Annotated in this window: 20 protein-coding genes; 10 read left to right on the forward strand and 10 right to left on the reverse strand. The window is 71.7% G+C overall.

The features are described from left to right. Nucleotides 1-138 precede the first annotated feature (138 nt). The gene (locus ACZ4TR_RS46160) at nt 139-1,413 is read right to left on the reverse strand and encodes a diguanylate cyclase (RefSeq protein ID WP_465295102.1); all 1,275 of its coding nucleotides are present in this window, start codon (nt 1,411-1,413) and stop codon (nt 139-141) included. Nucleotides 1,414-1,622: 209 nt separating this feature from the next. On the opposite strand from ACZ4TR_RS46160, the gene ACZ4TR_RS46165 reads away from it, so the two are divergent. Next, nucleotides 1,623-1,907: a hypothetical protein gene (locus ACZ4TR_RS46165; RefSeq protein WP_465295103.1), complete on the forward strand. Its 285-nt coding sequence runs from the start codon at nt 1,623-1,625 to the stop codon at nt 1,905-1,907. Between the two features lie 30 nt (nt 1,908-1,937). Here the strand turns inward: ACZ4TR_RS46165 and ACZ4TR_RS46170 are convergent, their stop codons facing one another. From ACZ4TR_RS46170 to araD, 3 genes are all read right to left on the reverse strand, one after another. After that, nucleotides 1,938-3,137, reverse strand: coding sequence for an MFS transporter (locus ACZ4TR_RS46170; protein WP_465295105.1), 1,200 nt, complete (start codon nt 3,135-3,137; stop codon nt 1,938-1,940). A gap of 51 nt (nt 3,138-3,188) precedes the next feature. Further along, the gene (locus ACZ4TR_RS46175; protein WP_465295107.1) at nt 3,189-4,994 is read right to left on the reverse strand and encodes a VanW family protein; all 1,806 of its coding nucleotides are present in this window, start codon (nt 4,992-4,994) and stop codon (nt 3,189-3,191) included. Nucleotides 4,995-5,230: 236 nt separating this feature from the next. Beyond that, nucleotides 5,231-6,943 carry an L-arabinonate dehydratase gene (gene araD / locus ACZ4TR_RS46180; RefSeq protein WP_465295109.1) on the reverse strand — a complete coding sequence of 571 codons (1,713 nt, stop codon included), beginning with the start codon at nt 6,941-6,943 and terminating at the stop codon, nt 5,231-5,233. 76 nt (nt 6,944-7,019) lie between these two features. Here araD and ACZ4TR_RS46185 point away from each other — a divergent pair, with 76 nt between their 5' ends. Genes ACZ4TR_RS46185 through ACZ4TR_RS46195 form a run of 3 tightly spaced genes read left to right on the forward strand, consistent with a single transcriptional unit; the run spans nt 7,020 to nt 9,169 of the window. After that, nucleotides 7,020-7,673: a GntR family transcriptional regulator gene (locus ACZ4TR_RS46185; protein WP_465295111.1), complete on the forward strand. Its 654-nt coding sequence runs from the start codon at nt 7,020-7,022 to the stop codon at nt 7,671-7,673. Then, on the forward strand, nt 7,670-8,173 hold the full coding sequence (locus ACZ4TR_RS46190; protein WP_465295113.1) for a metallophosphoesterase family protein: 504 nt from the start codon (nt 7,670-7,672) through the stop codon (nt 8,171-8,173). The genes ACZ4TR_RS46185 and ACZ4TR_RS46190 overlap by 4 nt, the downstream gene beginning before the upstream one ends. A gap of 9 nt (nt 8,174-8,182) precedes the next feature. Continuing rightward, nucleotides 8,183-9,169, forward strand: a complete 987-nt coding sequence (locus tag ACZ4TR_RS46195; protein ID WP_465295115.1) for a PHP domain-containing protein — start codon at nt 8,183-8,185, stop codon at nt 9,167-9,169. Here ACZ4TR_RS46195 and ACZ4TR_RS46200 read toward each other — a convergent pair. The 3 genes from ACZ4TR_RS46200 to ACZ4TR_RS46210 form a co-directional block, all read right to left on the reverse strand. Further along, the gene (locus tag ACZ4TR_RS46200) at nt 9,159-9,812 is read right to left on the reverse strand and encodes a L,D-transpeptidase family protein (RefSeq protein WP_465295117.1); all 654 of its coding nucleotides are present in this window, start codon (nt 9,810-9,812) and stop codon (nt 9,159-9,161) included. The genes ACZ4TR_RS46195 and ACZ4TR_RS46200 overlap by 11 nt on opposite strands. 40 nt (nt 9,813-9,852) lie before the next feature. Next, nucleotides 9,853-10,698 carry a chitosanase gene (locus ACZ4TR_RS46205; protein ID WP_364511945.1) on the reverse strand — a complete coding sequence of 282 codons (846 nt, stop codon included), beginning with the start codon at nt 10,696-10,698 and terminating at the stop codon, nt 9,853-9,855. A 281-nt stretch (nt 10,699-10,979) separates the two neighbouring features. Beyond that, nucleotides 10,980-11,570, reverse strand: coding sequence for a TetR/AcrR family transcriptional regulator (locus ACZ4TR_RS46210; protein ID WP_465295119.1), 591 nt, complete (start codon nt 11,568-11,570; stop codon nt 10,980-10,982). Between the two features lie 66 nt (nt 11,571-11,636). On the opposite strand from ACZ4TR_RS46210, the gene ACZ4TR_RS46215 reads away from it, so the two are divergent. Then, nucleotides 11,637-13,094, forward strand: coding sequence for a flavin-containing monooxygenase (locus ACZ4TR_RS46215; RefSeq protein WP_465295121.1), 1,458 nt, complete (start codon nt 11,637-11,639; stop codon nt 13,092-13,094). A gap of 27 nt (nt 13,095-13,121) precedes the next feature. On the opposite strand, the gene ACZ4TR_RS46220 is transcribed toward ACZ4TR_RS46215, so the two are convergent. Next, a complete protein-coding gene (locus ACZ4TR_RS46220) occupies nt 13,122-14,282 on the reverse strand; it encodes a saccharopine dehydrogenase family protein (protein WP_465295123.1) in 1,161 nt (386 codons plus the stop codon). Between the two features lie 282 nt (nt 14,283-14,564). Then, a complete protein-coding gene (locus ACZ4TR_RS46225; RefSeq protein WP_465295125.1) occupies nt 14,565-15,200 on the reverse strand; it encodes a GOLPH3/VPS74 family protein in 636 nt (211 codons plus the stop codon). Between the two features lie 172 nt (nt 15,201-15,372). Between ACZ4TR_RS46225 and ACZ4TR_RS46230 the strand changes: the two genes are divergently transcribed. The 5 genes from ACZ4TR_RS46230 (at nt 15,373) to ACZ4TR_RS46250 (ending at nt 24,519) form a co-directional block, all read left to right on the forward strand. Beyond that, on the forward strand, nt 15,373-16,836 hold the full coding sequence (locus ACZ4TR_RS46230; protein ID WP_465295127.1) for an APC family permease: 1,464 nt from the start codon (nt 15,373-15,375) through the stop codon (nt 16,834-16,836). Nucleotides 16,837-16,940: 104 nt separating this feature from the next. Continuing rightward, a complete protein-coding gene (locus tag ACZ4TR_RS46235) occupies nt 16,941-18,104 on the forward strand; it encodes a lactate 2-monooxygenase (RefSeq protein ID WP_465295129.1) in 1,164 nt (387 codons plus the stop codon). 116 nt (nt 18,105-18,220) lie between these two features. After that, on the forward strand, nt 18,221-18,556 hold the full coding sequence (locus ACZ4TR_RS46240; RefSeq protein ID WP_465295131.1) for a hypothetical protein: 336 nt from the start codon (nt 18,221-18,223) through the stop codon (nt 18,554-18,556). A gap of 174 nt (nt 18,557-18,730) precedes the next feature. Continuing rightward, complete coding sequence (gene hrpA, locus ACZ4TR_RS46245) at nt 18,731-22,624, forward strand: ATP-dependent RNA helicase HrpA (protein ID WP_465295133.1); 3,894 nt, start codon at nt 18,731-18,733, stop codon at nt 22,622-22,624. Nucleotides 22,625-22,743: 119 nt separating this feature from the next. Beyond that, a complete protein-coding gene (locus ACZ4TR_RS46250; protein ID WP_465295135.1) occupies nt 22,744-24,519 on the forward strand; it encodes a sialidase family protein in 1,776 nt (591 codons plus the stop codon). 45 nt (nt 24,520-24,564) lie between these two features. Here ACZ4TR_RS46250 and ACZ4TR_RS46255 read toward each other — a convergent pair whose 3' ends face one another. Next, on the reverse strand, nt 24,565-26,256 hold the full coding sequence (locus ACZ4TR_RS46255) for a bifunctional 3'-5' exonuclease/DNA polymerase (RefSeq protein ID WP_465295137.1): 1,692 nt from the start codon (nt 26,254-26,256) through the stop codon (nt 24,565-24,567). Between the last annotated feature and the right edge of the window lie 29 nt (nt 26,257-26,285).

The following is a 26,285-nucleotide window of genomic DNA, read 5'->3' on the forward strand; positions in this document are numbered from 1 at the left end:
GCCAGTTTGACAGCCTCCCTCTCCTCTTCCCCTCGACCCTAACCGCCCCACTGTGGCGTTCGGTGCGTGGGACGCACCAAACGCCACATTGGGTGCGTGGGACGCAACCAACGCCACATTGGGGCGCTGGGGGCGGGGCTAGAGGACGTCGGGGACTTCGGGGCGGATGAGCGCGGTGTGGGGGCTCGCGAGGATCACCTGGTTCCGGCCCGCCGCCTTCGCCGCGAAGACCGCGTCGTCCGCGGCCTGCAGCAGGATCGTGTACTCCGTCGCCGTTTCCGGGTACACCGCCGCGCCGATCGACGCCGTCAGGCCGTCGATCACCTCGGGCTTGCCCGGGCGGACCACCGGGACCGGCACCTCGGTCCGGGCGATCGCCGTGCGGATGCGGTCCGCGATGGCGATGATCTCCGTGCTCGTCGCGCCCGGGAGCAGCACCACGAACTCGTCGCCGCCGAAGCGGCCGACGTAGTCGCCGCTGCGCACCGAACTCTGGATCGCCGCCGCGATCGCGCGCAGGACCTCGTCGCCCGCCAGGTGGCCGTTGCCGTCGTCGATGGCCTTGAAGTGGTCCAGGTCGATCATCAGCACGCCCGCGGTCGACGACAGCTCGGCGGCGCGGGCCAGTTCGTTGCGCGCCAGCTGGACCCAGAACTCCGGCGCGAGCAGCGCGGTCTTGGAGTCCGTGCGCGCCGCCGCCTGGAACTGCGGCAGCAGCAGGCCGATGTGCAGCGCCACCGGCGTCACCATGAGCACCGGCAGCAGCCACGGCCGGACCGTCATCACCAGCGCGATCCCGCAGCCGACGCCGACCGCGGCCAGCACGATCAGCACGTCGGACGGGTTCCCGAACGCCTGCCGCGGCGGCTTGCCCGGGTTGCTCATCACGATCGCGAGGATCACCAGCACGTAGTTGAGTCCGAAGTAGACGATCCCGGACAGCAGCAGCGCGGTCATCCCGCCGAACCCGTCCAGGTACGGCACGTACGGCGCCACGTGCCCGGTGCCGGCCGACAGCACGGCACCGGCCGCGAAACAAGCGAGAATGACGGTGGCCCCGGAGAATACTTTCCGGTGAATCACGCCCCGTCGTTTGTATACGCGGACCCAGGAATGGGCATAACTGACGACGATGACGAGCGTGGCCAGCGGCGGCGGCAGCAGGAGCAGGCCCGCGAAGATCCAGATCGACTGCAGGTGCATGTGCGGCCGGCCGTCGGCGGCGAGCTCGCGGATGCGCTCGATGCGTTGCGCCGCTTCGAGGTGCACGACCTCACCGGCCAGGATCAGGCCGCACCAGAGGAGGGACTGGGTGGTGATCGGCACCAGGGCCGCCGTCGCGGCGATCGCGACCAGCGCCAGCGAATCGACGACGAGGACGTAGCCGAACACCGGAGTGGGCAGCTTCCACATCGCCCACGTACGGATACCCGATCGTGGACGTTCTGAGCTGGGCTTTCGCCCTCGGGACCCGGACAATCCCACGAAACGCCCTTCTGCTCAGAACGGAACCCCTTCGCGGAAATCGTCACTGTAATCGAATGAACGCGGTGTGTCACTAGGCTGGTCGGGCTACCGTCCGGTCACGCACCGTGCACCATCCTCACGAACAGGAGAAAATCATGTCGCACTTCCTGCCCAACGCCAACCTCGTCCCGTCCCGCCGGCGCGCGCAGCGCCCGACCGACTGGACGCGGCAGCTCCCCACCGACTGGACCCGCGCGATCCCGACGGACTGGACCCCGCGGCAGCTGCCGACCGACTGGACCGCGCGCGAACTGCCCACCGACTGGTCCGTGCGCGAGCTGCCGACCGACTGGAACCGCCCCGGCGTCTCGTCACCGCTGCCGCAGTGCCCGACCGACTGGACCCCGCGGCAGATCCCGACCGACTGGACGCGGTCCTGACCGGGGCCCGGTGACCGGCGACCCCGCCGGTCACCGGGGTTCCGGTTGCGCACGCCGCCACAACGCCGCCGCGCCTAGGGCGGCCACCACGCCGATCGCCCCGGCCCCGGCGACGACCCCGTGCGGTGCCGCGCGTTCGGCGGCGAGCCCGGCCAGCACCACGCCCAGCCCCTGCGACACCCGCAACGCCGTCAACGCGAAGCCGAACGCCTGCGCGCGCTGGGCGTCCGGGGTCAGCTGGACGAACGTCGTGTTGGCGATGAGGTTGTACGAGCTGGCCACTCCCGACAGGGTCAGCAGCGCCAGCGTGCCCGGCAGGTCGGGCCGCAGTGCGCACCCCAGCAACGCCGCACAGGCCAGCACGGCCAGCGGCCCGAGCAGCGGGCCGCGCCGATCGGGCGGGATCCGCGACAACGCCGCCATCCCGATGACGTTGCCCAGCGCGTACGCCCCGAGCAGCAGCCCGACCACCACCGCGCCGCCGCCCAGTTCGGCCGCGTACGGCGCCGCGATCGCCTCACCCGCGATGTAGATCCCCGACACGCACCCCAGCGCGACCAGCGCGAGCCGCCGCCGGTCGCCGACCACCACCGTCCAGCCCGCCCGCACGTGCCGCCACCAGCGGACACCGGACGACTCCCGCGGGGGCCGGGACCGGACCCCGGCGACCAGGAACAGCGCCGACGCCGCGAAGCTCACGGCGTCGGCGAGCAGGGCGCCGCCGGTGCCGATGAGCGCCACGAGCAGCCCGCCGAGGGCGAACCCGGCGACCTGGCCCACCTGCACCAGCATCATCAGCAGGCCCATCCCGGGCACGAACGTCTCGCCCGGCAGCACCTGCGGCAGCAACGCGGCGCGCGCGGAGTTCCACACCGGGTTGACCAGCTGGACGCCGATCAGCAGGGCCGCCACCGCCGGCAGCGGGAGGCCCGGCCAGGCCATCACGGCGACCACCAGCGCGCGCAGCACGTCGGACAGGACCATCACCGCGCGCGGGGGGTGGCGGTCGGCCAGGCCGGACAGCAGCGGCCCGCCCACGAGGTCGGGCAGGAAGGTCAGCGCGTACGTCAGCGCGGCCCAGCCCGGCGAGTTCGTCCGGTCGTAGACCAGGATCGACAGCGCGACCCGCGCCAGCTGGTCCCCGGTGACCGAGACGAGCTGGGCGGAGAACAGCGCCCGGAACTCGGCCACCGCCAGGACGTCCCGGAACCCGACCGCACGCGCCGCCATGGGCACCCACGGTACCTCCGCGGACGCGCTGCGTGAACGGCCGTTAGGAGGTCACCGGCCTTCGCCGCAGGTGATTTTCGGCTGCGGGTTGTAGTGGACGGTCCGGGTCGACCGGCTGACCTCGCGGCCGGTGGCGGCGTCCTTGAGCACGCGGGTGTCGCTCGTGGTGAACCCCGGTGCGCCGTTCGACGCGTGGCAGTTCTCCGCCGGGCCCGGCTTGGGCTGCGGGTCGCTCGGGTTCGAGCGGCCGCCGGCGATCGACTCGACGGTGTACCGCTTGGTGCCCCACAGCTTCACGGTGATCGACGACGGCGACCAGATCGCCTGGATCGCGATGCCGGTCGGCGAGTCGTTCGTGAACTTGAGGTCGATCACGCTGGAGCCGTTGGGGTTCTGGAACACCGTCGCCTCGCGCGCGGCGGGGTAGCGGCTGATGTAGTAGCTGTGCTCCTTGTGCCCGGCGTCCTTCATGCCCGCGAAGTACGCCGCGTTGTACAGCGTCGTCGCGAACTGCGAGATGCCGCCGCCGACCTCGCGCCCCGGCGCGCCGTCCTTGATCACGCCCGCCTCGACGTAGCCCTGCGGCTTGCCGCGCGGGCCGGTGAACCCGTTGAGGCTGAAGGTTTCCCCGGGCTTGACGATCGCGCCGTTGACCTTCTGCGCCACGACGCGGATGTTGGTGCCGGAGTCGGCCGCGAAGCCACCGGTGGTGAACTCGCCGACGACCTCCTTGACGCCCAGCTGGTTCGCCTGCTCGGTGGTCACCTTGGCCGGGCTGTCCTTGTAGATCGCAGCCACCTCGCGGCCGTCGGTCTTCTTGAGGACGTCGGGCAGCGGCTTGAGGCTCGGGTCCCAGTCGATGGTCCGGCCGTCGGTGGAGGGATCGACCGCGGGCTTGCCGCCCTCGAAGACGATGGTCGCCTCCTTGCCCTCCTTCTCGGTGGACTTCAGCTGCGGCTTGGCGGCTTCGGCGATCTTGGCGTTGTCGATCTTCGGCGTGAGGCCGCCGCCGTCGGCGGGCTCGAAGCTCAGCGCCGCGGCGATCGCGTCCGGCTTGACGGTGGCGTTCTTGCCGTCGCCCTTGACCACCAGCGGGCCCGAGACGGCGGGGCGCGCGAACTGCTCCAGCGCGGCCTGGACGCCTTCGGGGGTGGTGCGGACCGGCGTGCTGGTGACCGGCAGCGCCAGGGTCTCCCCGCGCGCCCACTTCTCGACGACGGCGGCCTTCGCGGCCCCGACGTCGAGCTTCTGCCCGGGCTTCGGCGCGACGGCGACCGGGTTCGTGCCCTCGAACTTCACGGTGCCCTCGGCCGGTTCGCGGTCGACCTGGCCGCGGAGGCCGTCGAGGGCGGCGGCGAGCTTGGCGTCGTCGGCGTGGCTGACGACGCCGACCTCGCGGCTGGAGAACAGCGACGCGAGCCGGGTGAACGGGTTCAGCGGCTGCTCGCCGGCCTGGTCGAGGGTCTGCGGCCAGTCGAGCTTCAGCCCGGCGATGGTCGGCGACAGCGAGCCCCGGACGTCGCCCGCGGTCACGGCGAGGGGGCGCGTCAGCCGCGGTTCGATCTGCCCGCGCAGCTCCTGCTCGGCGGCCTGGCGGTCCATCCCGCCGACGTCGATTCCCGCCACGGTCACGCCGCGCGGGACGCTGCCCTGGCTGACCAGCAGGTCGATGCCGTAGACCGCGACGAGCACGGCGAAGGCGCCGCCGGCGATCAGGCCGGCCTTGCGCGGGTTGATCCGCCGGGCGAGCTTCTGCGCCGGCGTGAGGGCCGGCTCCGGCTCCGGCTCGGGCCGGACGACCGGCAGGACGTCCGTCTGCTCACCGTGTGACTCGGGCCAGCGCGGTTCGTACGGCAACTCTCCACCCCTTCAACGCGGCACCGGACACGCCGGTGACGACGTCAGAGTACGGGGCACCCGGACATGCCGTACGACTCGCCCTAACGGGGGATGAACCGGTCACGGAAGGGTTGTGTCCGGCCCGGCCGTAGCGCCCCAATGTGGCGTTCGGTGCGTCAGACGCACCGAACGCCACATTGGGTGCGTCGGACGCAACCAACGCCACATTGGGGCGCTGGGGTCTCGGCGGGTTCTCAGCGGGCGTCGGGTTCCGGGTTGCTGCCCGCCCGGGCCAGGAAGCCGAAGTCGCAGCCTTCGTCCGCCTGCGTGATGTGTTCGCTGTAGAGCGCGCCGTAACCGCGCTCGAACCGCGGAGCCGGCGCCGTCCACTCGGAACGCCGCCGCGCCAGCTCCTCATCGGACACCTCCAGCCGCAACGTCCGCGAAGGGACGTCCAAGGTGATCAGGTCGCCGTCGCGGACCAGGGCCAGCGGCCCGCCGACGTGCGACTCCGGCGCCACGTGCAGCACGCACGCCCCGTAGCTGGTGCCGCTCATCCGCGCGTCGGAGATCCGGACCATGTCCCGGACCCCCTGCTCCAGCAGGTGCGACGGGATCGGCAGCATCCCGTACTCCGGCATGCCCGGGCCGCCGAGCGGGCCGGAGCCGCGCAGCACCAGCACCGAGTCCGCCGTGATCGACGGGTCGTCGATCCGCTTCTTGAGGTCCGTGTAGTCCTCGAACACCACGGCGGGACCGGTGTGCGTGAGCAGGTGCGGCTCGGCGGCGATGTGCTTGATCACCGCGCCGGACGGCGCCAGGTTCCCGTGCAGCACCGCCACTCCGCCCTCGGCGGACAGGGGGTTCTCCCGCGGCCGGATGACGTCGTCGTCGTGCACCATCGCGGCCTCGAGATCGGCGCCGAGCGTGCGGCCGGTGACGGTGGGCCGGTCGAGGTGCAGCAGGTCGGTCAGCCGCGACAGCAGCCCGGGCAGGCCGCCCGCGTAGTAGAAGTCCTCCATCAGCCAGGCGCCGCCGGGACGGATGTTCGCCAGCACCGGCACCCGCCGGGCGAGCGCGTCGAAGTCGGCCAGCGAAACCGGGATCCCGCTGCGCCCGGCCATCGCGATCAGGTGGATCACGGCGTTGGTCGACCCGCCCAGCGCCAGCACGGTCGTGATCGCGTCGGCGTAGGCGCGCTTGTCCAGGACCTGCGTGATCGTCAGGTCCTCCCAGACCATGTCGACGATCCGCGCGCCGCTCGCCGCGGCCATCCGGTGGTGGGCCGAGTCGACGGCGGGGATCGACGCGGCACCCGGCAGCGTCATGCCGAGCACCTCGGCGGCCGACGTCATCGTCGACGCCGTCCCCATCGTCATGCAGTGCCCGGGTGACCGCGCGAGCCCGCGCTCCAGTTCGGACAGCTCGGCGTCGCCGATCAGCCCGGCGCGCTTGTCGTCCCAGTACTTCCACATGTCGGTGCCGCTGCCGAGGACCTCGTCGCGCCAGTGCCCGCGCAGCATCGGCCCGGCCGGGACGAAGATCGCGGGCAGCTCGGCGCTCGCCGCGCCCATCAGCAGCGCCGGCGTGGTCTTGTCGCAGCCGCCCATCAGGACGGCGCCGTCGATCGGGTAGGACCGCAGGATCTCCTCGGTCTCCATGGCCAGGAGGTTGCGGTAGAGCATCGGCGTCGGTTTCTGGTACGTCTCCGAAAGCGTGGCCACCGGGAACTCCAGCGGGAATCCACCGGCCTGCCAGACGCCGCGTTTGACCTGCTCGGCGCGTTCGCGCAGGTGCATGTGGCAGGGGTTGATGTCCGACCAGGTGTTGAGGATGCCGATGACCGGTTTGCCGAGGTGCTCTTCCGGGTTGTAGCCGAGCTGACGGCTTCGGGCGCGGTGGCTGAAGTTGCGCAGTTCTTCGCCGCCGAACCACCGGTGGCTGCGGAGCTCCTCGGGTGCTTTCATGCGATCCAGTATGGCATCTGATATATGATCTCGCGGGCCTGGTTGAATGGGCTCCGACACGACCGAGGGAGCACCGATGACCGGGACGTTCAGCCTGCCCGCCTCCCGGACCGAAGTGGTCCTGGAGGAGATCCGCCGCGGCATCCTCACCCGCGAACTGGTGCCCGGCCAGCCGCTCGTCGAAGCGGAGCTGGCCGCGCGGCTCGGCGTGTCGAAGACGCCCGTGCGCGAGGCGCTCAAGGTGCTCTCCAACTCCGGCCTGGTGACGTTCAGCCCCTACAAGGGCGCCTCGGTGGTCAGGGTCGACGCCGAGCTCGCGAAGTCCGTCTACGACGTGCGGATGGTCCTGGAACCGGAGGCCGTCCGCCGGACCGTCGAACAGCGCGACACCGCACTGCTCGACGACGCGGCGGAGGCGCTGAAGGAAGCGTCGGCGGCCATCGCGGACAAGGACCAGGCCGCGCTGAGCCTGCTCAACCGCCGCTTCCACCGCGCCCTCTACCGCGGCTGCGGCAACCCCCTGCTGATCAGCATCCTCGACGACCTCAAGGACCGTGCGGCCCTGATCAGCATCGTCGGCTGGGAGGCCAACCCCAGCTGGAAGAAGGAGTGGACCGAGCACAAGGCGGTGCTCGCGGCGGCCAAGAAGGGCGACGCCGAAGGGGCCGCGTCGCTGCTCAAGGAGCACATCGGCGGGTTCCTCGAGCGGGTCCTGAAGGCCATCGGATGAAGCTGCTGCTCATCTCGGACACCCACCTGCCGGCCCGCGCCCGTGCGCTGCCGGAGCAGGTGTGGGACGAGGTGGCGGCGGCCGACGTCGTCGTGCACGCGGGCGACTGGGTCGAGGCCGGCCTCCTGGACGAGCTGGAAGCCCGCAGCAAGCGGCTGATCGGCGTCTACGGCAACAACGACGGCGCCGACCTGCGGGCGCGGCTGCCGGAGATCGCCCGGGCGGACCTCGACGGCGTCCGCCTGGCCGTCATCCACGAGACCGGCTCGAAACAGGGCCGCGAGCAGCGGTGCGACACGCAGTTCCCCGACACCGACGTGCTGGTCTTCGGGCACAGCCACATTCCCTGGGACACGACGACGCCGGCGGGGCTGCGGCTGCTCAACCCGGGATCACCGACGGACCGCCGCCGCCAGCCGTTCTGCACGTACCAGACCTGCCGCATCGAGAGCGGCACCCTGAAAGACGTCGAGCTGCATCAACTGCCCCCGAGGGGGTAGACAGGGTCCATGGATCCGGCATGGGCCTTGCGCGAGATCGCGTTCCAGCTCGAACGCGCGGGAGAACCGACCTACCGCGTCCGCGCGTTCCGGAACGCGGCCGCGACCGTCGACAAGACCGGCGCCGAGCAGCTGGCGCAGATGGCGGAGAACGGCACGCTCGGCTCGCTGCCCGGCATCGGGAAGGCCACCGCGGGCGTCATCGAGGACGCGCTGGCCGGCCGCGACCCGGCGTACCGGTCGAAGATCGTCGAGAAGAAGCTGCCGAGCGGGGAGCCGCTGCGGTCCGCGCTCAAGGGCGACTGCCACACCCACTCCGACTGGTCGGACGGCGGCAGCCCGATCGGCGAGATGGCCGTCGCGGGCCGGGAGCTGGGCCACGAGTGGATGGTGCTGACCGACCACTCGCCGCGGCTGACCGTCGCGAACGGGCTCTCGCCGGACCGGCTGCGGACGCAGATGCAGATCGTGGCGAAGGCCAACGAGCTGATGGCGCCGTTCCGGCTGCTGCAGGGCATCGAGGTCGACATCCTCGACGACGGCTCGCTCGACCAGGAAGAAGACCTGCTGGGGCAGCTGGACCTGGTCGTCGCGAGCGTCCACTCGAAGCTGCGGATGCCGGCGCGGGACATGACCCGGCGGCTGGTCGCCGCCGTCCGCAACCCGCACGTCCGGGTGCTGGGGCACTGCACCGGCCGGCTGGTCGTCGGGCGCGGCCGGCCGCAGTCGGAGTTCGACGCCGAGGCGGTGTTCACCGCGTGCCGCGAGAACGGCGTCGCGGTGGAGATCAACTCGCGTCCGGAACGGCTCGACCCGCCGATGAAACTGCTCCGCCTGGCCGCGGAGATCGGCTGCGAGTTCGCCATCGACAGCGACGCGCACGCGCCCGGCCAGCTCGACTGGCAGGGCTACGGCTGCGAGCGCGCGATCGAGGCGGGCATCGGGCCGGAGCGGATCATCAACACGCGGACGGCGGACGCGCTGCTCACCCGCTGATCTCGAGGACGGGGTGCCGCGCCGGGTCGAGCCAGCGCAGGAGAGCCTCGAGGTCGGGCTTCGGGATCGCGACGCACCCCGCGGTCGGGCGGCCGTCGGTGACGTGCAGGAAGAACGCCGAGCCGGCGCCGGGGACCACCGGATCGCGGTTGTAGTCGATGACGACGGCCCGGTCGTAGACGGCGCCCGCCCGGCCGAGGTTCTCGCCGGCGGCCTCGTCGAACGGGCAGGCGCCGGGGGTGCAGGAGAAGTGCGTGTTGTAGTACGGCGACTTCGCGTCGGACACCCACCAGTCGGAGGTGGTGATCCGCCGGTAGGGCAGCCGGGTGACGGCGGGTTCGCCGCCGAACGCCTCGGTCAGCGGCCACACGCCCGCCGGGGTGCGGGACGTCGCTTCGCTGGCCTGGCCGACGCCGTTCTTCCCGACGTACGCGGGGATCGGGCCGTGCGCGCGGACCCAGCCGTCGCCGGTCCGTTCCCACGCGGTGAGGACGGCGGTGGTCGCGCCCGCGGCGTCCGCGACGACGGTGACCACCTGGCCGGCCGCCCCGCGGAACGCCGGTGAGGTGGCTCCGGCAGGAGTGGCGGCGCCGGTCAGCAACGCGGCCGCGGCCAGCGTGGCACCGAGGGTCCTCCTGCGCATGAGGAAGAGCGTAACGGTGCCACGCGGGCCGCGCGCGACGTCAGTTGATGGTGTAGGAGTCCCCGTACACCTTCCACTTCAGCGGGGTGTGCAGGTCGAAGTTGCCCGCGTTGAGGAACACCAGCTGCTCGGTGTCGACGCGGGAGGTGTCGGCGTGCGCCTCCTCCTGCTTCATGATGACCTTGCGGGCGTCGAAGAACGCCTTGAGGTAGGTCGTCTCGTTGCCGCCCTGGGCCGGCGTCTTCGCCTTCTTCATCGCGGCCTTGCGGATACCGCCGAAGCTGTCGGAGCTGTCGCCGGGGCCGTGCATGACGATGGCGTCGTAGTAGGCGAACTGACCGAGGTTGCTCAGCCCGTCCGACTTGCCCTGGTTCACCGCGGGGTTGAAGTACACGCGGTCGCGCTCGCTGTTCTGGGCGTTCTGGAACTCCGTGGTGGCCGCGGCCTGCTTCCACGCGCTCTCGAACGCCGAGCCGAGCCCGCTGTGCGAGTCGGTGCCGTTCACCTTCCGCAGCGCGGGAAGGTACTTCGCCAGCGGGTTGTTCGGGACCGAGTCCGTGTACGCCTCGACGAGCTCGAGCATGTCGCCGGTGCCGGAGCAGAACCCGATGATGCCCGCGGTGTAGCCGCGGCCGTCACCGATGTCCTCGATGTACTTGTACTGCGCTTTCCAGTCCAGCGAGGAGTTTTCCGCGCTGGAGACCAGCTTCATCGCGATCTCCTTCTTCGCCGGGGCGGAGAGGTCGCCGGCCGCGAGGGCGGTCGCGCTGTTCGCGGCGAGGGGGGCGGGAGCCGCGGTGGAGAGTGCGGGGGTGGTGATCACGAGGGCGGCGACGGAGGCCGCGCCGAGCGCGCCGATGAGAACCGGCCGCAACTTCTTGCTCATGGGAAAACCCTTTCCGCGGGGCCGGCCGTGGGGGAGCACGGCCTTTTCCGAAATGACGCTGTGGGCATGGCGGACGAGGCCCGGAATTCGGCGGTCTGCGTGCCGTCGTCTTCCGGACATCGGGTGGTGCTGCGGCGTAGCGCCACGGTAGCGAAGGGTCACGGGCTTCACAAGAGGCGGATGATGTTCACGTTCCTGAACAGCGCGTTGCCGTCCTCAATGGACTCGGATTCGGCAATTAGGTAAATCCGGGAAGGGAAAACAGCCTATTTCGCGCGGGGTCAGCGGCCGCCGGCGAACAGCCGGATGACGTCGGGCAGGACGTTGACCGGGATCGTCGGGTCGATCGCGCGCTGGACGCCGAGGCCGATGCCGAGGCTGAGCAACGCCGTCGCGGCGTCGTCGGCCGGCATCGGGAGCGTGATCCCGAATCGCTCGGCGTACCCGGTGAGCAGGCCGGCGATGGTGTCGCGGATGGCCTTGTCGCGCGCGGCGAGTTCGGCGCGCACGTGCGGGTTGCGCCGGGCGTTCGTGGCGAACTCGACTTCCAGCGCGGTCCACGCCTCGTCGCCGATGCTGTGCTCGGCCCAGGTCTGGAGCGCCGCCAGCAGCCCGTCCATCCCCTCGGCGCCGACCAGCGCCCCGGCGACCAGCGCGACCTGCTCGTCGTGGATGCGGTCGAGCACCGCGAGGCAGAGTTCGTCCTTGTTGCGGAAGTTCGAGTACACCGCGCCCTTCGAGTACCCGGCTTCGTCCGCGACCTTCTCCAGCGACGTCACCGAGTAGCCGTCGCGCAGGAAGAGCTGCTTCGCGGTCTCGATGAGCTGTTCGCGGGTGCGCGCCTGGCTTTCCGCGCGGGTGAGTCGGGCCATGGGAGCACTCTAACCAGGTCCGGAATTGGAGTACCGCTGGTATTGAGATACTGCTAGTCTCCGGAAATGGACCAACGCCACTTCGCGGTGATCGTCGTCGGTGCCGGGGCGTCCGGACTGGGTGCGGCCGTCCGGCTCGGTCAGGCGGGCGTCGACGACCTCGCCGTGCTGGAGAAGGCCGACGCGCTCGGCGGGACCTGGCGCGACAACACCTATCCGGGCTGCGCCTGCGACGTGCCGTCCGCGCTGTACTCGTACTCCTTCGCGCCGAACCCGGGGTGGACCCGGGCGTTCGCCGGGCAGGCCGAGATCCGCGCGTACCTGGCGGACACCGCGTCACGGTTCGGGGTCACCTCGAAGATCCGCTACGGCGTCGAGGTGACGCGGGCACGGTGGACCGGTTCGGTGTGGGAACTGGAGACGTCCCGGGGTCCGTACACCGCGCGGATCCTGGTCGCCGGCACCGGGCCGTGGCACGAGCCGCTGGTCCCGGACCTGCCGGGGCTCGCCGGTTTCCCGGGCGAGGTCTTCCACTCCGCGCGCTGGAACCACGGCTACGACCTGGCGGGCAAACGGGTCGCGGTGGTCGGCACCGGCGCGTCGGCGGTCCAGTTCGTCCCGCGCATCGCGGGGGAAGTGGCGCGGCTGCACCTGTTCCAGCGCACGGCGCAGTGGGTGCTGCCGAAGCCGGACCACGCCGTTCCCGGCGTCGAGCGGTTCCTGCTGCGGAGGTTTCCGGCACTGCAGCGGGCGTTGCGCGGTGCCGAGTACGGGGCGATGGAGACGCTCGGCTTCGGGTTCCGGCACCCGTGGCTGCTGCGGCAGGTGCAGAAGATCGGGCTCGCGCACCTGCGGCTGGCCGTCCGGGACCCGGCGCTGCGCCGCGCGCTGACGCCGGACTACACGCTCGGCTGCAAGCGGCTCCTGATGTCGAACACCTACTACCCGTCGCTGACCCGGTCCCATGTGGACGTTCACCCGACGGCCGTGCGTTCGGTAGACGGGAACCGGGTGCTCGGTGCGGACGGTTCGGTGTCCGAAGTGGACGCGATCATCTTCGGCACCGGCTTCCACATCCTCGACATGCCGGTGTCGTCGCGGATCTTCGACGGCGACGGCCGCAGTCTCGACGACCACTGGAAGGGCAGCCCGCGGGCGTACGCGGGGACGACGGTGGCCGGGTTCCCGAACCTGTACCTGCTGCTGGGCCCGAGCCTGGGGACCGGGCACTCGTCGGCATTCATGATCCTGGAGGCCCAGCTGCGTCACACGGTCGCGGCGGTGACCCGGACCTTGCGCTCGGCCTGGACGTCGGTGTCGGTACGGGCTTCGGTCCAGGACGCGTTCAACGCCGAGGTCCAGGCCGCGCTGCCGGGGACGGTGTACCAGTCGGGCGGGTGTTCGAGCTACTACACGGACGTCAACGGGCGCAACAGTTTCAGCTGGCCGTTCTCGACGGGACGGTTGCGGTCGCGCGTGGGCTCGTTCGACGAGGCGGACTACGAGATCGCGCGTCGCGAATGAGTCATTCGCGACCTCCGGGGCCGCGGGTCAGAGGGTGGCGAACCGCAGGCCCGCTTTCGTGAGCCGGTCGATCAGCGCGTCGCCCATCGCGGTCGCCGTGGTGACCTGGCCCGACGTTTCCGGCAGCTCGTCCATCGCGAGGCACAACGCCGATTCCGCGAGCATCTTCGCCGTCTCGTCGTAGCCGGGATCGCCGCCGGACACCTCCGTCACGACCCGCGAACCGCCGCCCTCACCGACGAACCGCACCGAGAACCACGACCGCGCGCGCCGCTCGGGGCTCGGGCCGTTGCCGGGCGCCAGCAGGCGCGAAAGCCCGCGCCGCGCGGGCGGGACCTGGGCGGCGGCGAACAGCGCGCCGACGCCGAGTGCGCCGCCCGCCAGCACCGGCAGGTGCTTGACCGCGGCGAAGTGCCGGTAGGTGAAGTCCGGCCCGTAGCGCTCGGACGCGGCCGCCGACCGGCGCACGACCTCCGGGTCGATGGTCGGCAGCGGCACCGCCCACCAGCCCGCGCCGGCGACCCGGTGCGGCCGTCCCAGCGGCGCGCGGGTGAACCGCCCGGCCGGGCGCGGCTCGGTGGCCGCCCGCTCCCGGGCGACCCGCGCCCCGGCCGGCAGCCGGGACATGACGGTCAGCGCGCTGAGGAACGTCCCGCCCGACGGCATCCCGCTCGCCCGCACGTAGCCGTCGACGCGCAGCGGCACGCCTTCGGGCAGCTGCTTCACCGTGAAGTACGCGCCGAGGTCGTGCGGGATCGAGTCGAACCCGCACGCGTGCACCAGCCGCGCACCCGTCTCGCGGGCCCGCCGGTCGTGCGCCAGGTACATCCGGTCGACGAACTCGGGCTCGCCGGTGAGGTCGACGTAGTCGGTGCCCGCCGCGGCGCACGCCGCCACCAGCGGTTCGCCCTGCGTCAGGTACGGCCCGACGGTCGTGACCACCACTTTCGCCGATTCGGCGACGGCCCGCAGCGACGCGGGATCACCGGCGTCGGCGACGAGCAGGTCCAGCTCGCCGAACCGGTCGTCGATCTCCGCGAGCCGGGCCCGGACGGCTTCGAGCTTGCCGCGGTTACGGCCGGCCAGGGCCCAGCGCAGGTCCGCGGGCGCGTGGCGGGCCAGGTACTCGGCCGTCAGGCCGCCGGTGAACCCGGTGGCGCCGAACAGGACCACGTCGTGCGGGCGCATGTCTCCTCCTGGGGACGTCGACGGCGGACGCGCCCAGGTTACCCGCGAGTCACTTCGGTCGCCGGTGCAGACGTCACCCGCCGCCGGGGGTGCCGGCTGCCGCGGCCCGCCGCCCTCGCTCACCTCGCAGCAGCTCCTGAGCTGAAGGGACCCTTCGACCACGTCGGTCGAACGGCGACCCGTCCCGGCGAGGCCACCGACCTGCGCCTCGCAAGAGATCTGCCGCCGCGGGCCGTCATCTCAGGCGCGCTGGGGACCACGGCGGCGGTCATCGCTCGCGGGTCACTTCCGGTCGCCGGTGTAGACGACCGCCGCCGCGACCGCGGCCACTCCGGCGACCACGTCCGCGATGCGGCGCGGCAGGCCGTGGTGCGTGTCCTCCATCCACCCCCGCACCTGCGCCCGGCCGAGCTCCGGGGCACAGAGGTCGTCGACGCCCGCGGTCCAGGCCAGCAGCGCCAGGCACGCCGCGTGCGGGTCGGGCCGGTCGACGCCGAACACCGCCGCGCGCGCCTTGCTCCGGGCCGCCGTCGACACGAGCAGGTCCTCCGGTGGGTAGCGGTGCCGGCGCCGCAAGAGCATGGGCGTCCGTCGGACGAGCCCGAGCGCGACGAGGTTTTCGGCCGCGACCGACGGCAGTTCTCCGCGCAGGTGGTCGACCCAGTCGCGCACGCTGTGCGTCCCCGTTTCCGAAACGATTTCGGAGAACACGTGATCGGCGGTCGGAATGCCCGCGGGCCGTTTCGCGATCGCGCGGACCTTCCGGTTTTCGACCGTGATCCGGTCGGTGAAGAGCAGGTCGCACAACGCCGAGCCGGCCAGGCCGATGCCCAGCGACGTCCGGCTGAGCGACGGGCGCCCGGTGAACTCGTCGTGCCCGAGGAAGAAGAAGGAATCGACCAAGGTGAGCCGGCGCATGACGGAAAGGGGCCCCCTGGGCGGTCGCGGTGAGGATGCCGAAGATAGCGGCCCGGCCTCGCACCGCTTTCGGTGCGGTCACGGTTACCCCGAACGGACGTACCGCCGTCCGGCGCGCACCCCCTACTCTGGGGCGCCGCGCCAAGATCACCTACGGCGCGGGGGAAGGTTCATGGGTACCCAGTCACCGGGGCTCGGCCTCGGGAAGCGGCGGCTCGGCGCCGCCCGGATCGTCTTCTTCATCGTCGCGGCGGCCGGTCCGCTCTACGCGGTCGGCGGTGGCGTTTCGGCGACCTACGCGGTGACCGGCAACGCCGGCGTGCCGTTGGCGTTCCTCCTGCTGGCCCCCGTGCTCGCGCTGTTCGCCGTCGGGTACACCGCGATGAGCCGGTACGTCACGAACGCCGGCGCTCTCTACCCCTATGTGGCGCACGGGATCGGGCGCTCCGCGGGCACCGCCGTCGCCTACGTGACGGTGCTCGCCTACAGCGCCGTCCAGACCGGCGTCTTCGGCCTGTTCGGCCTGTCCGCGTCCACCTGGCTGACCACCACGTTCGGGTGGGACGTGCCGTGGTGGGCGATCGCGCCGGCGATGGTGCTGGTCGTCGGCGCGGGCGGCGTGCTGCGGATCGACCTCGGCGCGAAGGTGCTCGGCGTGGCGCTGGGCCTCGAGGTCGCGGTGCTCGTCGTGCTGGACGTCGCGCTGTTCGGCCACCCGGCCGGTGGCTCGGTTTCGCTGGCCCCGCTCTCGCCGTCGAGCCTCTTCACGATGGGGGCCGGCGCCGTGTTCGCCTTCTCCCTCGCGGTTCTCCTCGGCTTCGAGGGCGCCGCGACCTACGGCGAGGAGAGCCGCGACCCGCGCCGGACGGTCGGCCGCGCGACCTTCGTCGCGATCGGGCTGACCGCGGTGCTCTACGTCGTCTCCTCGCTCGGGATGGCCGTCGCGACCGGTCCGGACCACATCGCCGGACGAGCCCTCGCCGAGGGCCCCGGCCTGCTGTTCGGGCTCGGCGGGCAGTACGTCGGCACGGCGTTCGCCGGCACGGCCTACGTGCTCTTCCTGACCAGCCAGTGCGCCGCGCTGCTGAGCCTCCACAACGCCGTCGCGCGGTACTTCTTCGCGCTGGGCCGGGAAGAGCTGCTGCCGGAGGGCTTCAGCCGCACCAGCAAGCGCACCGGCGCGCCGATCGGCGGCTCGCTGGTCCAGACCGCGATCGGCATCGTCGTCGTCGGGCTCTTCGCGCTGGCCGGGCGCGACCCGTTCACCGACCTGTTCACCTGGACCGGCGTCACCGCCTCGACGGGAGTCACGATCATCATGATCGCGGTGTCGCTGTCGGTCATCGGGTTCTTCCGTCGCCGCCCCGGCCGGGAGACGTGGTGGCGGCGCGCCGGCGCACCCGCGCTCGCGGCGGTGACGCTGACCGCCGTCCTGGTGCTGATCATCGCCGACTTCGACGTCCTGCTCGGCCCGGCGGGCTCGATCCCGCTGCTGCGCTGGGGCCTGCCGGGGCTGCTCGTGCTCGCCGGGTTCGCCGGCTTCCTGCGGGCCGAGGCGCTGCGCACCCGGCGGCCGGACGTCTACACGGGGATCGGCGGCCCGCTGCGCGACGGCGAGCTCGTGGAGACGCGCTGAGCGACGCCCACGGATCCGTCCGGAGTGGACACCGTGGCCCGGAGTGCTCCGGCCTGAGCCGTTACCGGCGGGTACAGTGCGCGTGCGAACGCGAGGAGGAAGCCGTGACCGAACGCTTCGGCAGCTACCAGAACGAGCTCTACCTGCAGGGACTCGGTGGGGTGCTGCCGCCGTGCTCGACCGACGCGACGAAGCTCGAAGCGTCGGCCCGTGAGCTCATGGCGCCCGGCCCGTTCTCCTACGTCGCGGGCTCGGCCGGCTCCGGCGCCACCGCCCGCGCCAACCGCGAGGCGTTCGACCGCTGGCGCGTCGTGCCGCGGATGCTGACCGGCGCCACCGACCGCGACCTCTCGACCACGGTGCTCGGCACCCGGCTGGCCGCGCCGGTGGCCGTCGCGCCCGTCGGCGTCCAGTCGATCGTCCACCCCGACGCCGAGTCGGCGACCGCTCGCGCGGCCGCCTCGGTGGGGCTGCCGTTCATCCTGTCCACGGCCTCGTCCACCGGCATCGAGGACGTCGCCGAGGCCAACGGCGACGGCCCGCGCTGGTTCCAGCTGTACTGGCCCGGCGACGCGGACGTCTGCGCCAGCCTCCTTTCCCGCGCGAAGGCGGCCGGCTACACGGCGCTGGTCGTCACGCTCGACACGTGGACGCTCGCCTGGCGACCGTCCGACCTGGACCAGTCGTACCTGCCGTTCCTGCAGGGCGAGGGGCTCGCCGTCCCGTTCACCGACCCGGTGTTCCTGTCCCGGCTGGAGAAGACGCCGGAGGAGGACCGCGGCACGGCGATCCTGACCTGGATCGGCATGATCACCGGCACCGACCGGACGTGGGACCAGCTGCCGTTCCTGCGTGAACACTGGGACGGCCCGATCGTCCTCAAGGGCATCCAGCACGTCGCCGACGCGCGCCGCGCGGCCGAGGCCGGGATGGACGGCATCGTCGTCTCGAACCACGGCGGCCGCCAGGTCGACGGCGCGATCGGCGCCCTGGAAGCGCTGCCCGGGATCGTCGCGGCGGTGGGCGACCGCATCGAGGTGCTGTTCGACTCCGGCGTCCGCACCGGCGCGGACGTGCTGAAGGCGATCGCGCTGGGCGCGCGGGCGGTGCTGGTGGGCCGCCCGTGGGTGTACGGGCTGGCGCATGCGGGCGAGGACGGCGTCCGCCACGTGCTGCGCAGCCTGCTGGCCGACTTCGACCTGACCATGGGACTTTCCGGCCACCGCACCCTCGCCGACCTGGGCCCGGACTCGCTCCGGCGGACGTGAGATAACGAAACGGGAAATCCGGGGACAGCCCGGGAACCGGCCGCTACTGTTCGAGTCCCATTGCGGGCCGTCGGGGCGGCCGGCTCCTGTTTCCCGTTTCCCGTTGGGGGTTTTCCATGTCTTCGATCATGATGCGCATCGGCATCCTGTTCGCCGTCCTCGGCTTCGGCTCGCTCGTGCTGGAGCAGTTCGACTACGAGTTCCGGCTGCTGTCCTGGGCCACCGACATGCAGCCGGGCTTCGGCATCGTGCTCGGCCTGGTCGGCGTCGCCCTGATCGGCGGCTCGGTGGCGATGAACCGCGCCAAGTCCGCGCCGCAGCCGCAGCAGCAGTTCGCCCAGCAGCCGCCGGCCCCGGGTCAGCAGCAGCCGTACCAGGGCCAGCCGCAGCAATTCCCCGGGCAGCAGGCGCCGCAGCAGCAGTACCCGCAGCAGCCCGGCCAGCCCGGCTGACGCAGGCCCCCAGCGCCCCAATGTGGCGTTCGGTGCGTCCCACGCACCCAATGTGGCGTTGGTTGCGTCCCACGCACCCAACGCCACATTGGGGCGCTCCTGGGGTGCGCCCGGTCACGCGGCGGGGATATTGAGAGGCCCGCCTCGTCACGCACGGCTATCCTTGGCCTGAGCATGTCCACGTCATCCCCCTTCGAAGCGCTGCGTGCGCGCCTGCCCGAGCTGATGCCGCGCGACGAGCACCGGCTGCGCCGGCGACTCGACGGTGCCCGCAAGGCTCGTGATCGCGACGCCGCCCTCGCGCAGATCTCCGCCGACATCGACAAGGCCGAGCTGCGCATCGCGTCGCGCCGCGAAAGCGTGCCCAAGATCGAATACCCCGAAGAGCTGCCGGTCAGCAGGCTCAAGGACGAGATCGGCGCGGCGATCGACAAGCACCAGGTCGTGATCGTGGCCGGGGAGACCGGCTCGGGCAAGACCACCCAGCTGCCGAAGATCTGCCTCGAACTCGGCCGCGGCATCCGCGGCCAGATCGGGCACACGCAGCCGCGGCGCCTGGCCGCCCGCACGGTCGCCGACCGGATCGCGAGCGAGCTGAAGACCGAGCTGGGCCAGACCGTCGGCTACAAGGTGCGGTTCACCGACCAGTCCGGGCAGGACACGCTGGTCAAGCTGATGACCGACGGCATCCTGCTGGCCGAGATCCAGACCGACCGCTCGCTGCGCCAGTACGACACGCTGATCATCGACGAGGCCCACGAGCGCAGCCTCAACATCGACTTCATCCTCGGCTACCTCAAGCAGCTGCTGCCGCGCCGCCCCGACCTCAAGGTGATCATCACCTCGGCGACGATCGACCCCGAGCGGTTCTCGAAGCACTTCGACGACGCGCCGATCGTCGAGGTCTCCGGCCGGACCTACCCGGTCGAGACGCGCTACCGGCCGCTCGTCGACCCCGAGGACCCGGAAGGCGACCCGGAGCGCGACCAGACGCAGGGCATCCTCGACGCCGTCGAGGAGCTGTGCGCCGAGGGCCCCGGCGACATCCTGGTGTTCCTCTCCGGCGAGCGGGAGATCCGCGACACCGCGGACGTGCTCAACCGGGCGAACCTGCGCAACACCGAGGTGCTCCCGCTGTACGCGCGGCTGTCGGCGGCGGAGCAGCAGCGTATCTTCCAGTCCCACACCGGGCGCCGCGTCGTGCTCGCGACCAACGTCGCCGAGACGTCGCTGACCGTGCCGGGCATCAAGTACGTCGTCGACCCGGGCACCGCGCGCATCTCGCGCTACAGCCACCGCACGAAGGTCCAGCGGCTGCCGATCGAACCGGTGTCGCAGGCGTCGGCGAACCAGCGCAAGGGCCGCTGCGGCCGGACGTCGGACGGCATCTGCATCCGGCTCTACTCCGAAGACGACTTCGAGGCGCGGCCCGAGTTCACCGACCCGGAGATCCTGCGGACCAACCTCGCGTCGGTCATCCTGCAGATGACGTCGCTGGGGCTGGGCGACATCGCGGCGTTCCCGTTCGTCGAGCCGCCGGACCGCCGTCAGATCAGCGACGGTGTCGGGCTGCTGCAGGAGCTGGGCGCGTTCGACAGCGCGGCGGCCAGTTCGCCGGACCGGCGGCTCACCGACATCGGCCGGAAGCTCGCGCAGCTGCCCGTCGACCCGCGGATGGGCCGGATGGTGCTGGAGGCCGCGAAGAACGGCTGCGTTCGCGAGGTCATGATCATCGCGGCGGCCCTGTCCATCCAGGACCCGCGGGAGCGGCCGGCGGAGAAGCAGCAGGCGGCCGACCAGCAGCACGCGCGGTTCGCCGACCCGACGTCGGACTTCCTCGCCTACCTCAACCTCTGGGAGTACGTCGCCGAGCAGCAGAAGGCGTTGTCCGGCAACCAGTTCCGCCGCATGTGCCGCGCGGAGTACCTGAACTACCTGCGCCTGCGCGAGTGGCAGGACATCTTCAGCCAGCTGCGGCAGCTGGCGAAGCCGCTGGGCATCTCGCTGAACACGAACACGGCCCCGGTCGACCCGCAGCGCGTGCACACGTCGCTGATCGCCGGGCTGCTCTCGCACATCGGGCTCAAGGACCCGGCCAAGGGCGACTACCTGGGCGCGCGCGGCGCCCGGTTCGGCATCTTCCCCGGGTCGGCGCTGTTCAAGAAGCAGCCGCGGTTCGTGATGTCGGCCGAGCTGGTCGAGACGTCGCGGCTGTGGGCGCGGGTGAACGCCCGGATCGAGCCCGAGTGGGTCGAGCCGCTGGCGGGGCACGTCGTGAAGCGGAACTACTCCGAGCCGCACTGGGAACGCAAGCAGGGCGCGGTGATGGCGACCGAGAAGGTGACGCTCTACGGCGTCCCGCTGATCGCCGACCGCCGCGTCAACTACGGCCGGATCGACCCGGAGCTGGCGCGGGCGCTGTTCATCCGGCACGCGCTGGTCGAGGGCGACTGGCAGACGCGCCACCACTTCTTCGCCGAGAACCGGGCGCTGCTGGAGGAGGTCGAGGACCTCGAGAACCGCGCCCGCCGGCGTGACATCCTGGTCGACGACCAGACGCTGTACGAGTTCTACGACGCCCGCGTCCCGGCCGACGTCGTCTCGGTGCGCCACTTCGACACGTGGTGGAAGAAGACGCGCCACTCGGATCCCGATCTGCTGTCGTTCGAGAAGTCCATGCTCATCAACGAGTCCGCGGGCGGCGTCCGCGAGGGCGACTACCCCGACTCGTGGACGCAGGGCACGCAGGTCTTCAAGCTGACCTACCAGTTCGAGCCGGGCGCGGACGCGGACGGCGTCACCGTGCACATCCCGCTGCCGGTGCTGAACCAGGTGACGCCGGACGGCTTCGACTGGCAGGTGCCGGGGCTGCGCGCGGAACTGGTGACGCAGCTGATCAAGTCGCTGCCGAAGGCGTTGCGGCGCAACTTCGTCCCGGCGCCGGACACCGCGCGGGACGTCCTTTCGCGAGTGTCCCCTTCGGACGGTCCGCTGCTGGAGGTGGTCGGGCGCGAGCTGCGTGCGCTGCGCGGGATCACGATCCCTTATGAATCCTGGGACGTTTCGTCCGTGCCGGACCACTTGAAGATGACGTTCCGGGTGGTCGACGAGCGGGGCCGCCGGGTCGCCGAAGGCAAGGACGTCTCGGAGTTGCAGCGGCAGCTGGCGCCGAAGGTCCGGGAGACGATCTCCAAGGCGGCCAACACCCTCGAGAAGGCCGGGCTGACGAAACCGTCGTTCGGCTCGCTGCCGCGGGTGTTCGAGTCGACCCAGCGCGGCCACGACGTCAAGGCGTACCCGGCTTTGGTGGACGAGGGTGCCTCGGTGGCGGTGCGCATGCTGGACACGCCGGCCCAGCAGCGGCACGCGATGTGGGCGGGCACGCGCCGGATGCTGCGGCTGAACCTGAACTCGCCGATGAAGTTCATCACGCGATCACTGTCGAACTCGTCGAAGCTGGTGCTGAACCGGAACCCGCACGGCAGCGTGGCGGCGCTGCTCGAGGACTGCGTCGACTGCGCGGTGGACGCGCTGATGACGGCCGGCGGCGGCCCGGTGTTCGACGAAACGGGCTTCAAGGTGCTGCTGGAGAAGGTCCGCGCGGGCCTGCACCCGGTGGTCCTGGACGTCCTGACGGACGTCGAGAAGATCCTCCGCGCGGCGAACGATGTCGAGGTGGCATTGCCGTCCGTCCGCGGGCCGGCGGAATCGCTGTCCGACATCCGAGCGCAGCTGACCGGCTTGGTGTACCCGGGTTTCGTGACGGCGACGGGTGCCTCGCGGCTGCGGAATGTGGTCCGCTACCTGCAGGGGATCTTGCGCCGGCTGGAGAAGCTGGCCTCGGAGCCGACCCGCGACCTGCAGCGCACGGCGGACATCGCGTGGATCACCGGCGAGTATCGGGAGGCGCTGGCTTCGCTGCCGCCGGGCACGTCGTCACCCGCGTTGGACGAAGTGCGGTGGATGATCGAGGAGCTGCGGGTTTCGTTCTTCGCGCAGACGTTGGGGACCGCGCACCCCGTATCGCTGAAACGGATCACGAAAGCCATCGACGACGCCCTCGCCTGACGCCCGCCGGGTATGTCCGGCTCGGGTGGTTCCGAACTTCCGTCGGTTGACCAGGCCCGGCCACGCGTCAAGCCTGGTACGGCTGAGGAACTCGTCAGCCTCCGGGAAGGGACCTTCCGATGTCCTTGGGTGTTTCGTCCACCAAACGAAGAATCTTCGCCACGCTCACCGCGCTCGTCCTGCCGCTCGCCGTCCTCCTGGCGCCGGCCGCCCACGCGGCCGCCGGGGGCGCGCCGCTGCCCGTGGATCCCGTGCACGGCAAGCACAAGATCGCCGCGGCCGCCGCGGAGCCGCGGCACGACGTGCCGAACCCGCTGCTCAAGGAACGCTTCGCCGAGGAGGAAGAAGAGGACGGCGACGATCCCGCGCTGTCCGCGCTCTGCCAGACCTACATCGGCAAACCGAACCCCTACCGGCCGCTCGCGCCGAACACCGACGTCATCGCCGGGGACACCATCGTGCCCACCGGCAGCCAGACCGGGTGCAGCACCGCGCAGAACGAGACGACCATCGCCGTCAACCCGGAGAACCCGCGCAACATCGTCGCCGGGTCGAACGACTACCGGCTCTACAACACCCGCGAGGCCCGCAACGACTCCGGCGGCTTCGCCTACACATCGTTCGACGGTGGCCGGACCTGGGCGAACGTCCAGCTGCCGCACCTCGACTTCCCGACCGGCGCGTCCGCTCCACTGTCCTACATGGACGCCGCGGGTGACCCGGCCGTCGCCTTCGGGCCGCACAACACCGTCTACTACGCCACGCTGCTGTTCAGCCGTGCGGAGGTGCCCGAAGACCAGCAGCTCGCGAGCGGCATCGCGGTGTCGGTGTCGCACGACGGCGGGCGCAGCTTCGGCGACCCGGCGATCCTGCACCTCGACGGCGTCACGCCGGCCGGCACGCCCACGCCGACGAACATCTTCAACGACAAGGAGTGGATCGCCGCCGACCCGGTCACCGGCGACGTCTACGTGACGTGGACGCAGTTCACCTACGACGCCGACGGAGAGTTCGCCGAGTCGCCGATCGTCCTGTCGAAGTCGGGCGACTTCGGGCGGACGTGGTCGCCGATGCGCCGGATTTCGCCGTCGCTGACCGGGTTCCACGGCGGGATCACACCCTACGGCAGCGGCTCGAACCCGGTGGTCACCCGCGACGGGACGCTCCAGGTCGCCTACGAGACGTCGGTGTGCGCGACGGCCGCGTGCGACCAGCCGGCCGACCACGACGCGGTCGTCGTGGCGACCTCGCGCGACGGCGGCCGCACCTTCCGGCACGCCGAGGTCGGGCTCGACTTCGACTTCCCGGTCGATGAAGACGTCGCCAACAACGCGCTGACCGGCGAGAACTTCCGGGTCAACAGCTTCCCGCAGCTGACGTACGACCGGGTGACGGACCACCTCTGGGTCACCTGGGCCGACGACCGCAACGGCACGTACCGCGACGGCGAGTCGGTCAAGACGAACGGCGACGCGTTCCTGAGCGGGTCCGACGGGCGGCACGGCTGGTCGAAGCCGGTGAAGATCGGCACGGGTGCCGACGAGGTGTTCCCGGCCGTCGCGGCGCTGGCCGGCCGCGTCGCGGTCACGTTCTACACGCGCGCCTACGACCCGCACGGCATCGGCCTCGACTACGCCTACGCGACGGGCTGGGGCGACCGCCTGTCCCCGATCCACCGGATCACCACGCAGACGGCGAACCCGCAGGTGCAGTTCGTGTCGACGGGTGCGGTGAGCGGCAAGGAACTGCAGGGAGTGTTCATCGGCGACTACACGGCTGCGGCCGTCGGCGCCGACTTCCGGCTGCACCCGTGCTGGACCGACTTCCGCGGCAACCCGGGCAAGACGCTGCCGAACCAGGACGTCGGGACGCAGGCGCTCTCGATGTTCCCGTAGGTGACCGGCCGGCCGCTCCGGGCACGGCGGAGCGGCCGGCACGGCTCACTTCGCGTCGGCGTAGGTGTCGACCGGGGCGATGTGCAGGGGGAAGCGGACCGGGCACGCCGGGCCGAACAACATGCGGGCCGCCTCCGCGATCGAGTCCACGATCGCGGAGGACACCTCCTCGGCCAACGCGGCCGGGGTGTGGACGATGACCTCGTCGTGCTGGAAGAACACCAGGTGCGCCGGGGACGGGAGGCGCCGGCGCAGCGTTGCCAGCATCACCGCCGTCATGTCGGCCGCGCTCGCCTGGACGACGAAGTTGCGCGTGAACCGGCCCCAGCCCTTCGACGCCCGGCGGGCCTTCACCTCGCCGGCCTCGTCCGAAGCCAGGCCGCCGGTCAACGCGCGCCAGGCGGCCGAGGGCGCCGGTGACGTGCGGCCCAGCCGGGAGCGGACGCGCTCGCCGCGTTCGCCCGCCTGCGCGGCTCGCTCCACATAGGACACCGCGTCCGGGAACCGCTGGCGCAGCAGCGCGAGCAGCGGCCCCGCTTCGCCGGACGTGCCGCCGTACATCGCCGAGAGCATCGCGATCTTCGCCCGCGCGCGGTCGTCGCGGTCGTCGTCCGGGGACACCGCGACCCAGCGGGCACCCGAGAACAACGCCTCGCCGAGCCGCGCGTACAGGTCGGTCGCCGCCGCGACGTCGGCCAGCCGGCGGTCACCCGACAACGCCGTCAGCACCCGCGGTTCGAGCTGGGCCGCGTCGGCCACCACCAGCTTCCAGCCCGGGTCCGCGCGCACGCACGTGCGCAGCACCTTCGGGATCTGCAGCGCCCCGCCGCCGCGGCTGGCCCAGCGCCCGGACACCACGCCGCCGACGACGTAGTGCGGGCGGAACCGGCCGTCGGTGACCCACTCCTCGAGCCAGGCCCAGCCGTTCGCCGCGTAAAGCCGGGACAGCTCCTTGTACTCCAGCAGGGGCGCGACCGCGGGGTGATCGATCCCCTTCAGGAGGTACTTCCGCGCCGCCGGCACCTCGATGCCGGCCCGGGCGAGCGCCTTGACCACGCTCGGCGGCGAGTCCGGGTTGACCGGCCGCCCGCCGAACGCCTCGCTGATCTTGGCCGCCAGCTCCACCAGCACCTTCGGCCGCTCTCCGGCGCGCACCCGCGGGCCCAGCCGGGAGACCAGCAGCTCCTCGTGCAGGTCGGCGCGCCACGGCAGGCCGTCGGCCGACATCTCCACCGCGGCCAGCGCGCTCGCCGACTCCGCGGCGAGCAGCAGCCGCAGCCGGTCCGGGTGCTCGGCCGCCGCCACCCGCCGCTCCTGCTCCGCGAGCACGCGCCGGACCGCCGTGACGACCGTCACGCCCTCGGGCAGCGTCGGCACCCGCGTTTCGAACAGCGTCGGCTGCGCCAGCTCGACGGCCGCGGAATCGGGCGGCGGTTCCTCGCCGTTCGCCCTGGCCCAGGCCGCGCGCAGGCTCCGCGACTGCCCCTCCAGACCCTCGTACGCGAGCAGCAGCCCTTCGGCCAGCGCGAGGTCGTAGCAGCGGTCGACCCGCAGCCCGGCCGCCACCAGCACCGGGTACACCAGCTCCACCGACGGGAACACCCACCGCGGCCGCAGCGACGCCTCCAGCTCGCGGGCCAGCTCCACGAAACCCGCTTCGTCCAGGCCGTTCGCCGTCGACGACGGTGCGTGCACGGTGAAGCTCCCGTCCTCCTCCCGCCCGGCGATCACCTGCACGAAGACATCATGACGGCCACCACCGACAA

This window comes from Amycolatopsis sp. NPDC028719 (assembly GCF_055565395.1).

What these genes read in the sequence shown, in the direction of transcription:
- ACZ4TR_RS46195 (WP_465295115.1), top strand. Translation starts at nt 8,183, where the DNA reads ATGGATCCGGCATGGGCCTTGCGCGAGATCGCGTTCCAGCTCGAACGC.
- ACZ4TR_RS46160 (WP_465295102.1), bottom strand. Translation starts at nt 1,413, where the DNA reads ATGTGGAAGCTGCCCACTCCGGTGTTCGGCTACGTCCTCGTCGTCGAT.
- ACZ4TR_RS46220 (WP_465295123.1), bottom strand. Translation starts at nt 14,282, where the DNA reads ATGCGCCCGCACGACGTGGTCCTGTTCGGCGCCACCGGGTTCACCGGC.
- ACZ4TR_RS46200 (WP_465295117.1), bottom strand. Translation starts at nt 9,812, where the DNA reads ATGCGCAGGAGGACCCTCGGTGCCACGCTGGCCGCGGCCGCGTTGCTG.
- araD (WP_465295109.1), bottom strand. Translation starts at nt 6,943, where the DNA reads ATGAAAGCACCCGAGGAGCTCCGCAGCCACCGGTGGTTCGGCGGCGAA.
- ACZ4TR_RS46250 (WP_465295135.1), top strand. Translation starts at nt 22,744, where the DNA reads ATGTCCTTGGGTGTTTCGTCCACCAAACGAAGAATCTTCGCCACGCTC.
- ACZ4TR_RS46170 (WP_465295105.1), bottom strand. Translation starts at nt 3,137, where the DNA reads ATGGCGGCGCGTGCGGTCGGGTTCCGGGACGTCCTGGCGGTGGCCGAG.
- ACZ4TR_RS46165 (WP_465295103.1), top strand. Translation starts at nt 1,623, where the DNA reads ATGTCGCACTTCCTGCCCAACGCCAACCTCGTCCCGTCCCGCCGGCGC.
- ACZ4TR_RS46205 (WP_364511945.1), bottom strand. Translation starts at nt 10,698, where the DNA reads ATGAGCAAGAAGTTGCGGCCGGTTCTCATCGGCGCGCTCGGCGCGGCC.
- ACZ4TR_RS46190 (WP_465295113.1), top strand. Translation starts at nt 7,670, where the DNA reads ATGAAGCTGCTGCTCATCTCGGACACCCACCTGCCGGCCCGCGCCCGT.
- ACZ4TR_RS46185 (WP_465295111.1), top strand. Translation starts at nt 7,020, where the DNA reads ATGACCGGGACGTTCAGCCTGCCCGCCTCCCGGACCGAAGTGGTCCTG.
- ACZ4TR_RS46240 (WP_465295131.1), top strand. Translation starts at nt 18,221, where the DNA reads ATGTCTTCGATCATGATGCGCATCGGCATCCTGTTCGCCGTCCTCGGC.
- ACZ4TR_RS46215 (WP_465295121.1), top strand. Translation starts at nt 11,637, where the DNA reads ATGGACCAACGCCACTTCGCGGTGATCGTCGTCGGTGCCGGGGCGTCC.
- ACZ4TR_RS46225 (WP_465295125.1), bottom strand. Translation starts at nt 15,200, where the DNA reads ATGCGCCGGCTCACCTTGGTCGATTCCTTCTTCTTCCTCGGGCACGAC.
- ACZ4TR_RS46210 (WP_465295119.1), bottom strand. Translation starts at nt 11,570, where the DNA reads ATGGCCCGACTCACCCGCGCGGAAAGCCAGGCGCGCACCCGCGAACAG.
- ACZ4TR_RS46230 (WP_465295127.1), top strand. Translation starts at nt 15,373, where the DNA reads ATGGGTACCCAGTCACCGGGGCTCGGCCTCGGGAAGCGGCGGCTCGGC.
- hrpA (WP_465295133.1), top strand. Translation starts at nt 18,731, where the DNA reads ATGTCCACGTCATCCCCCTTCGAAGCGCTGCGTGCGCGCCTGCCCGAG.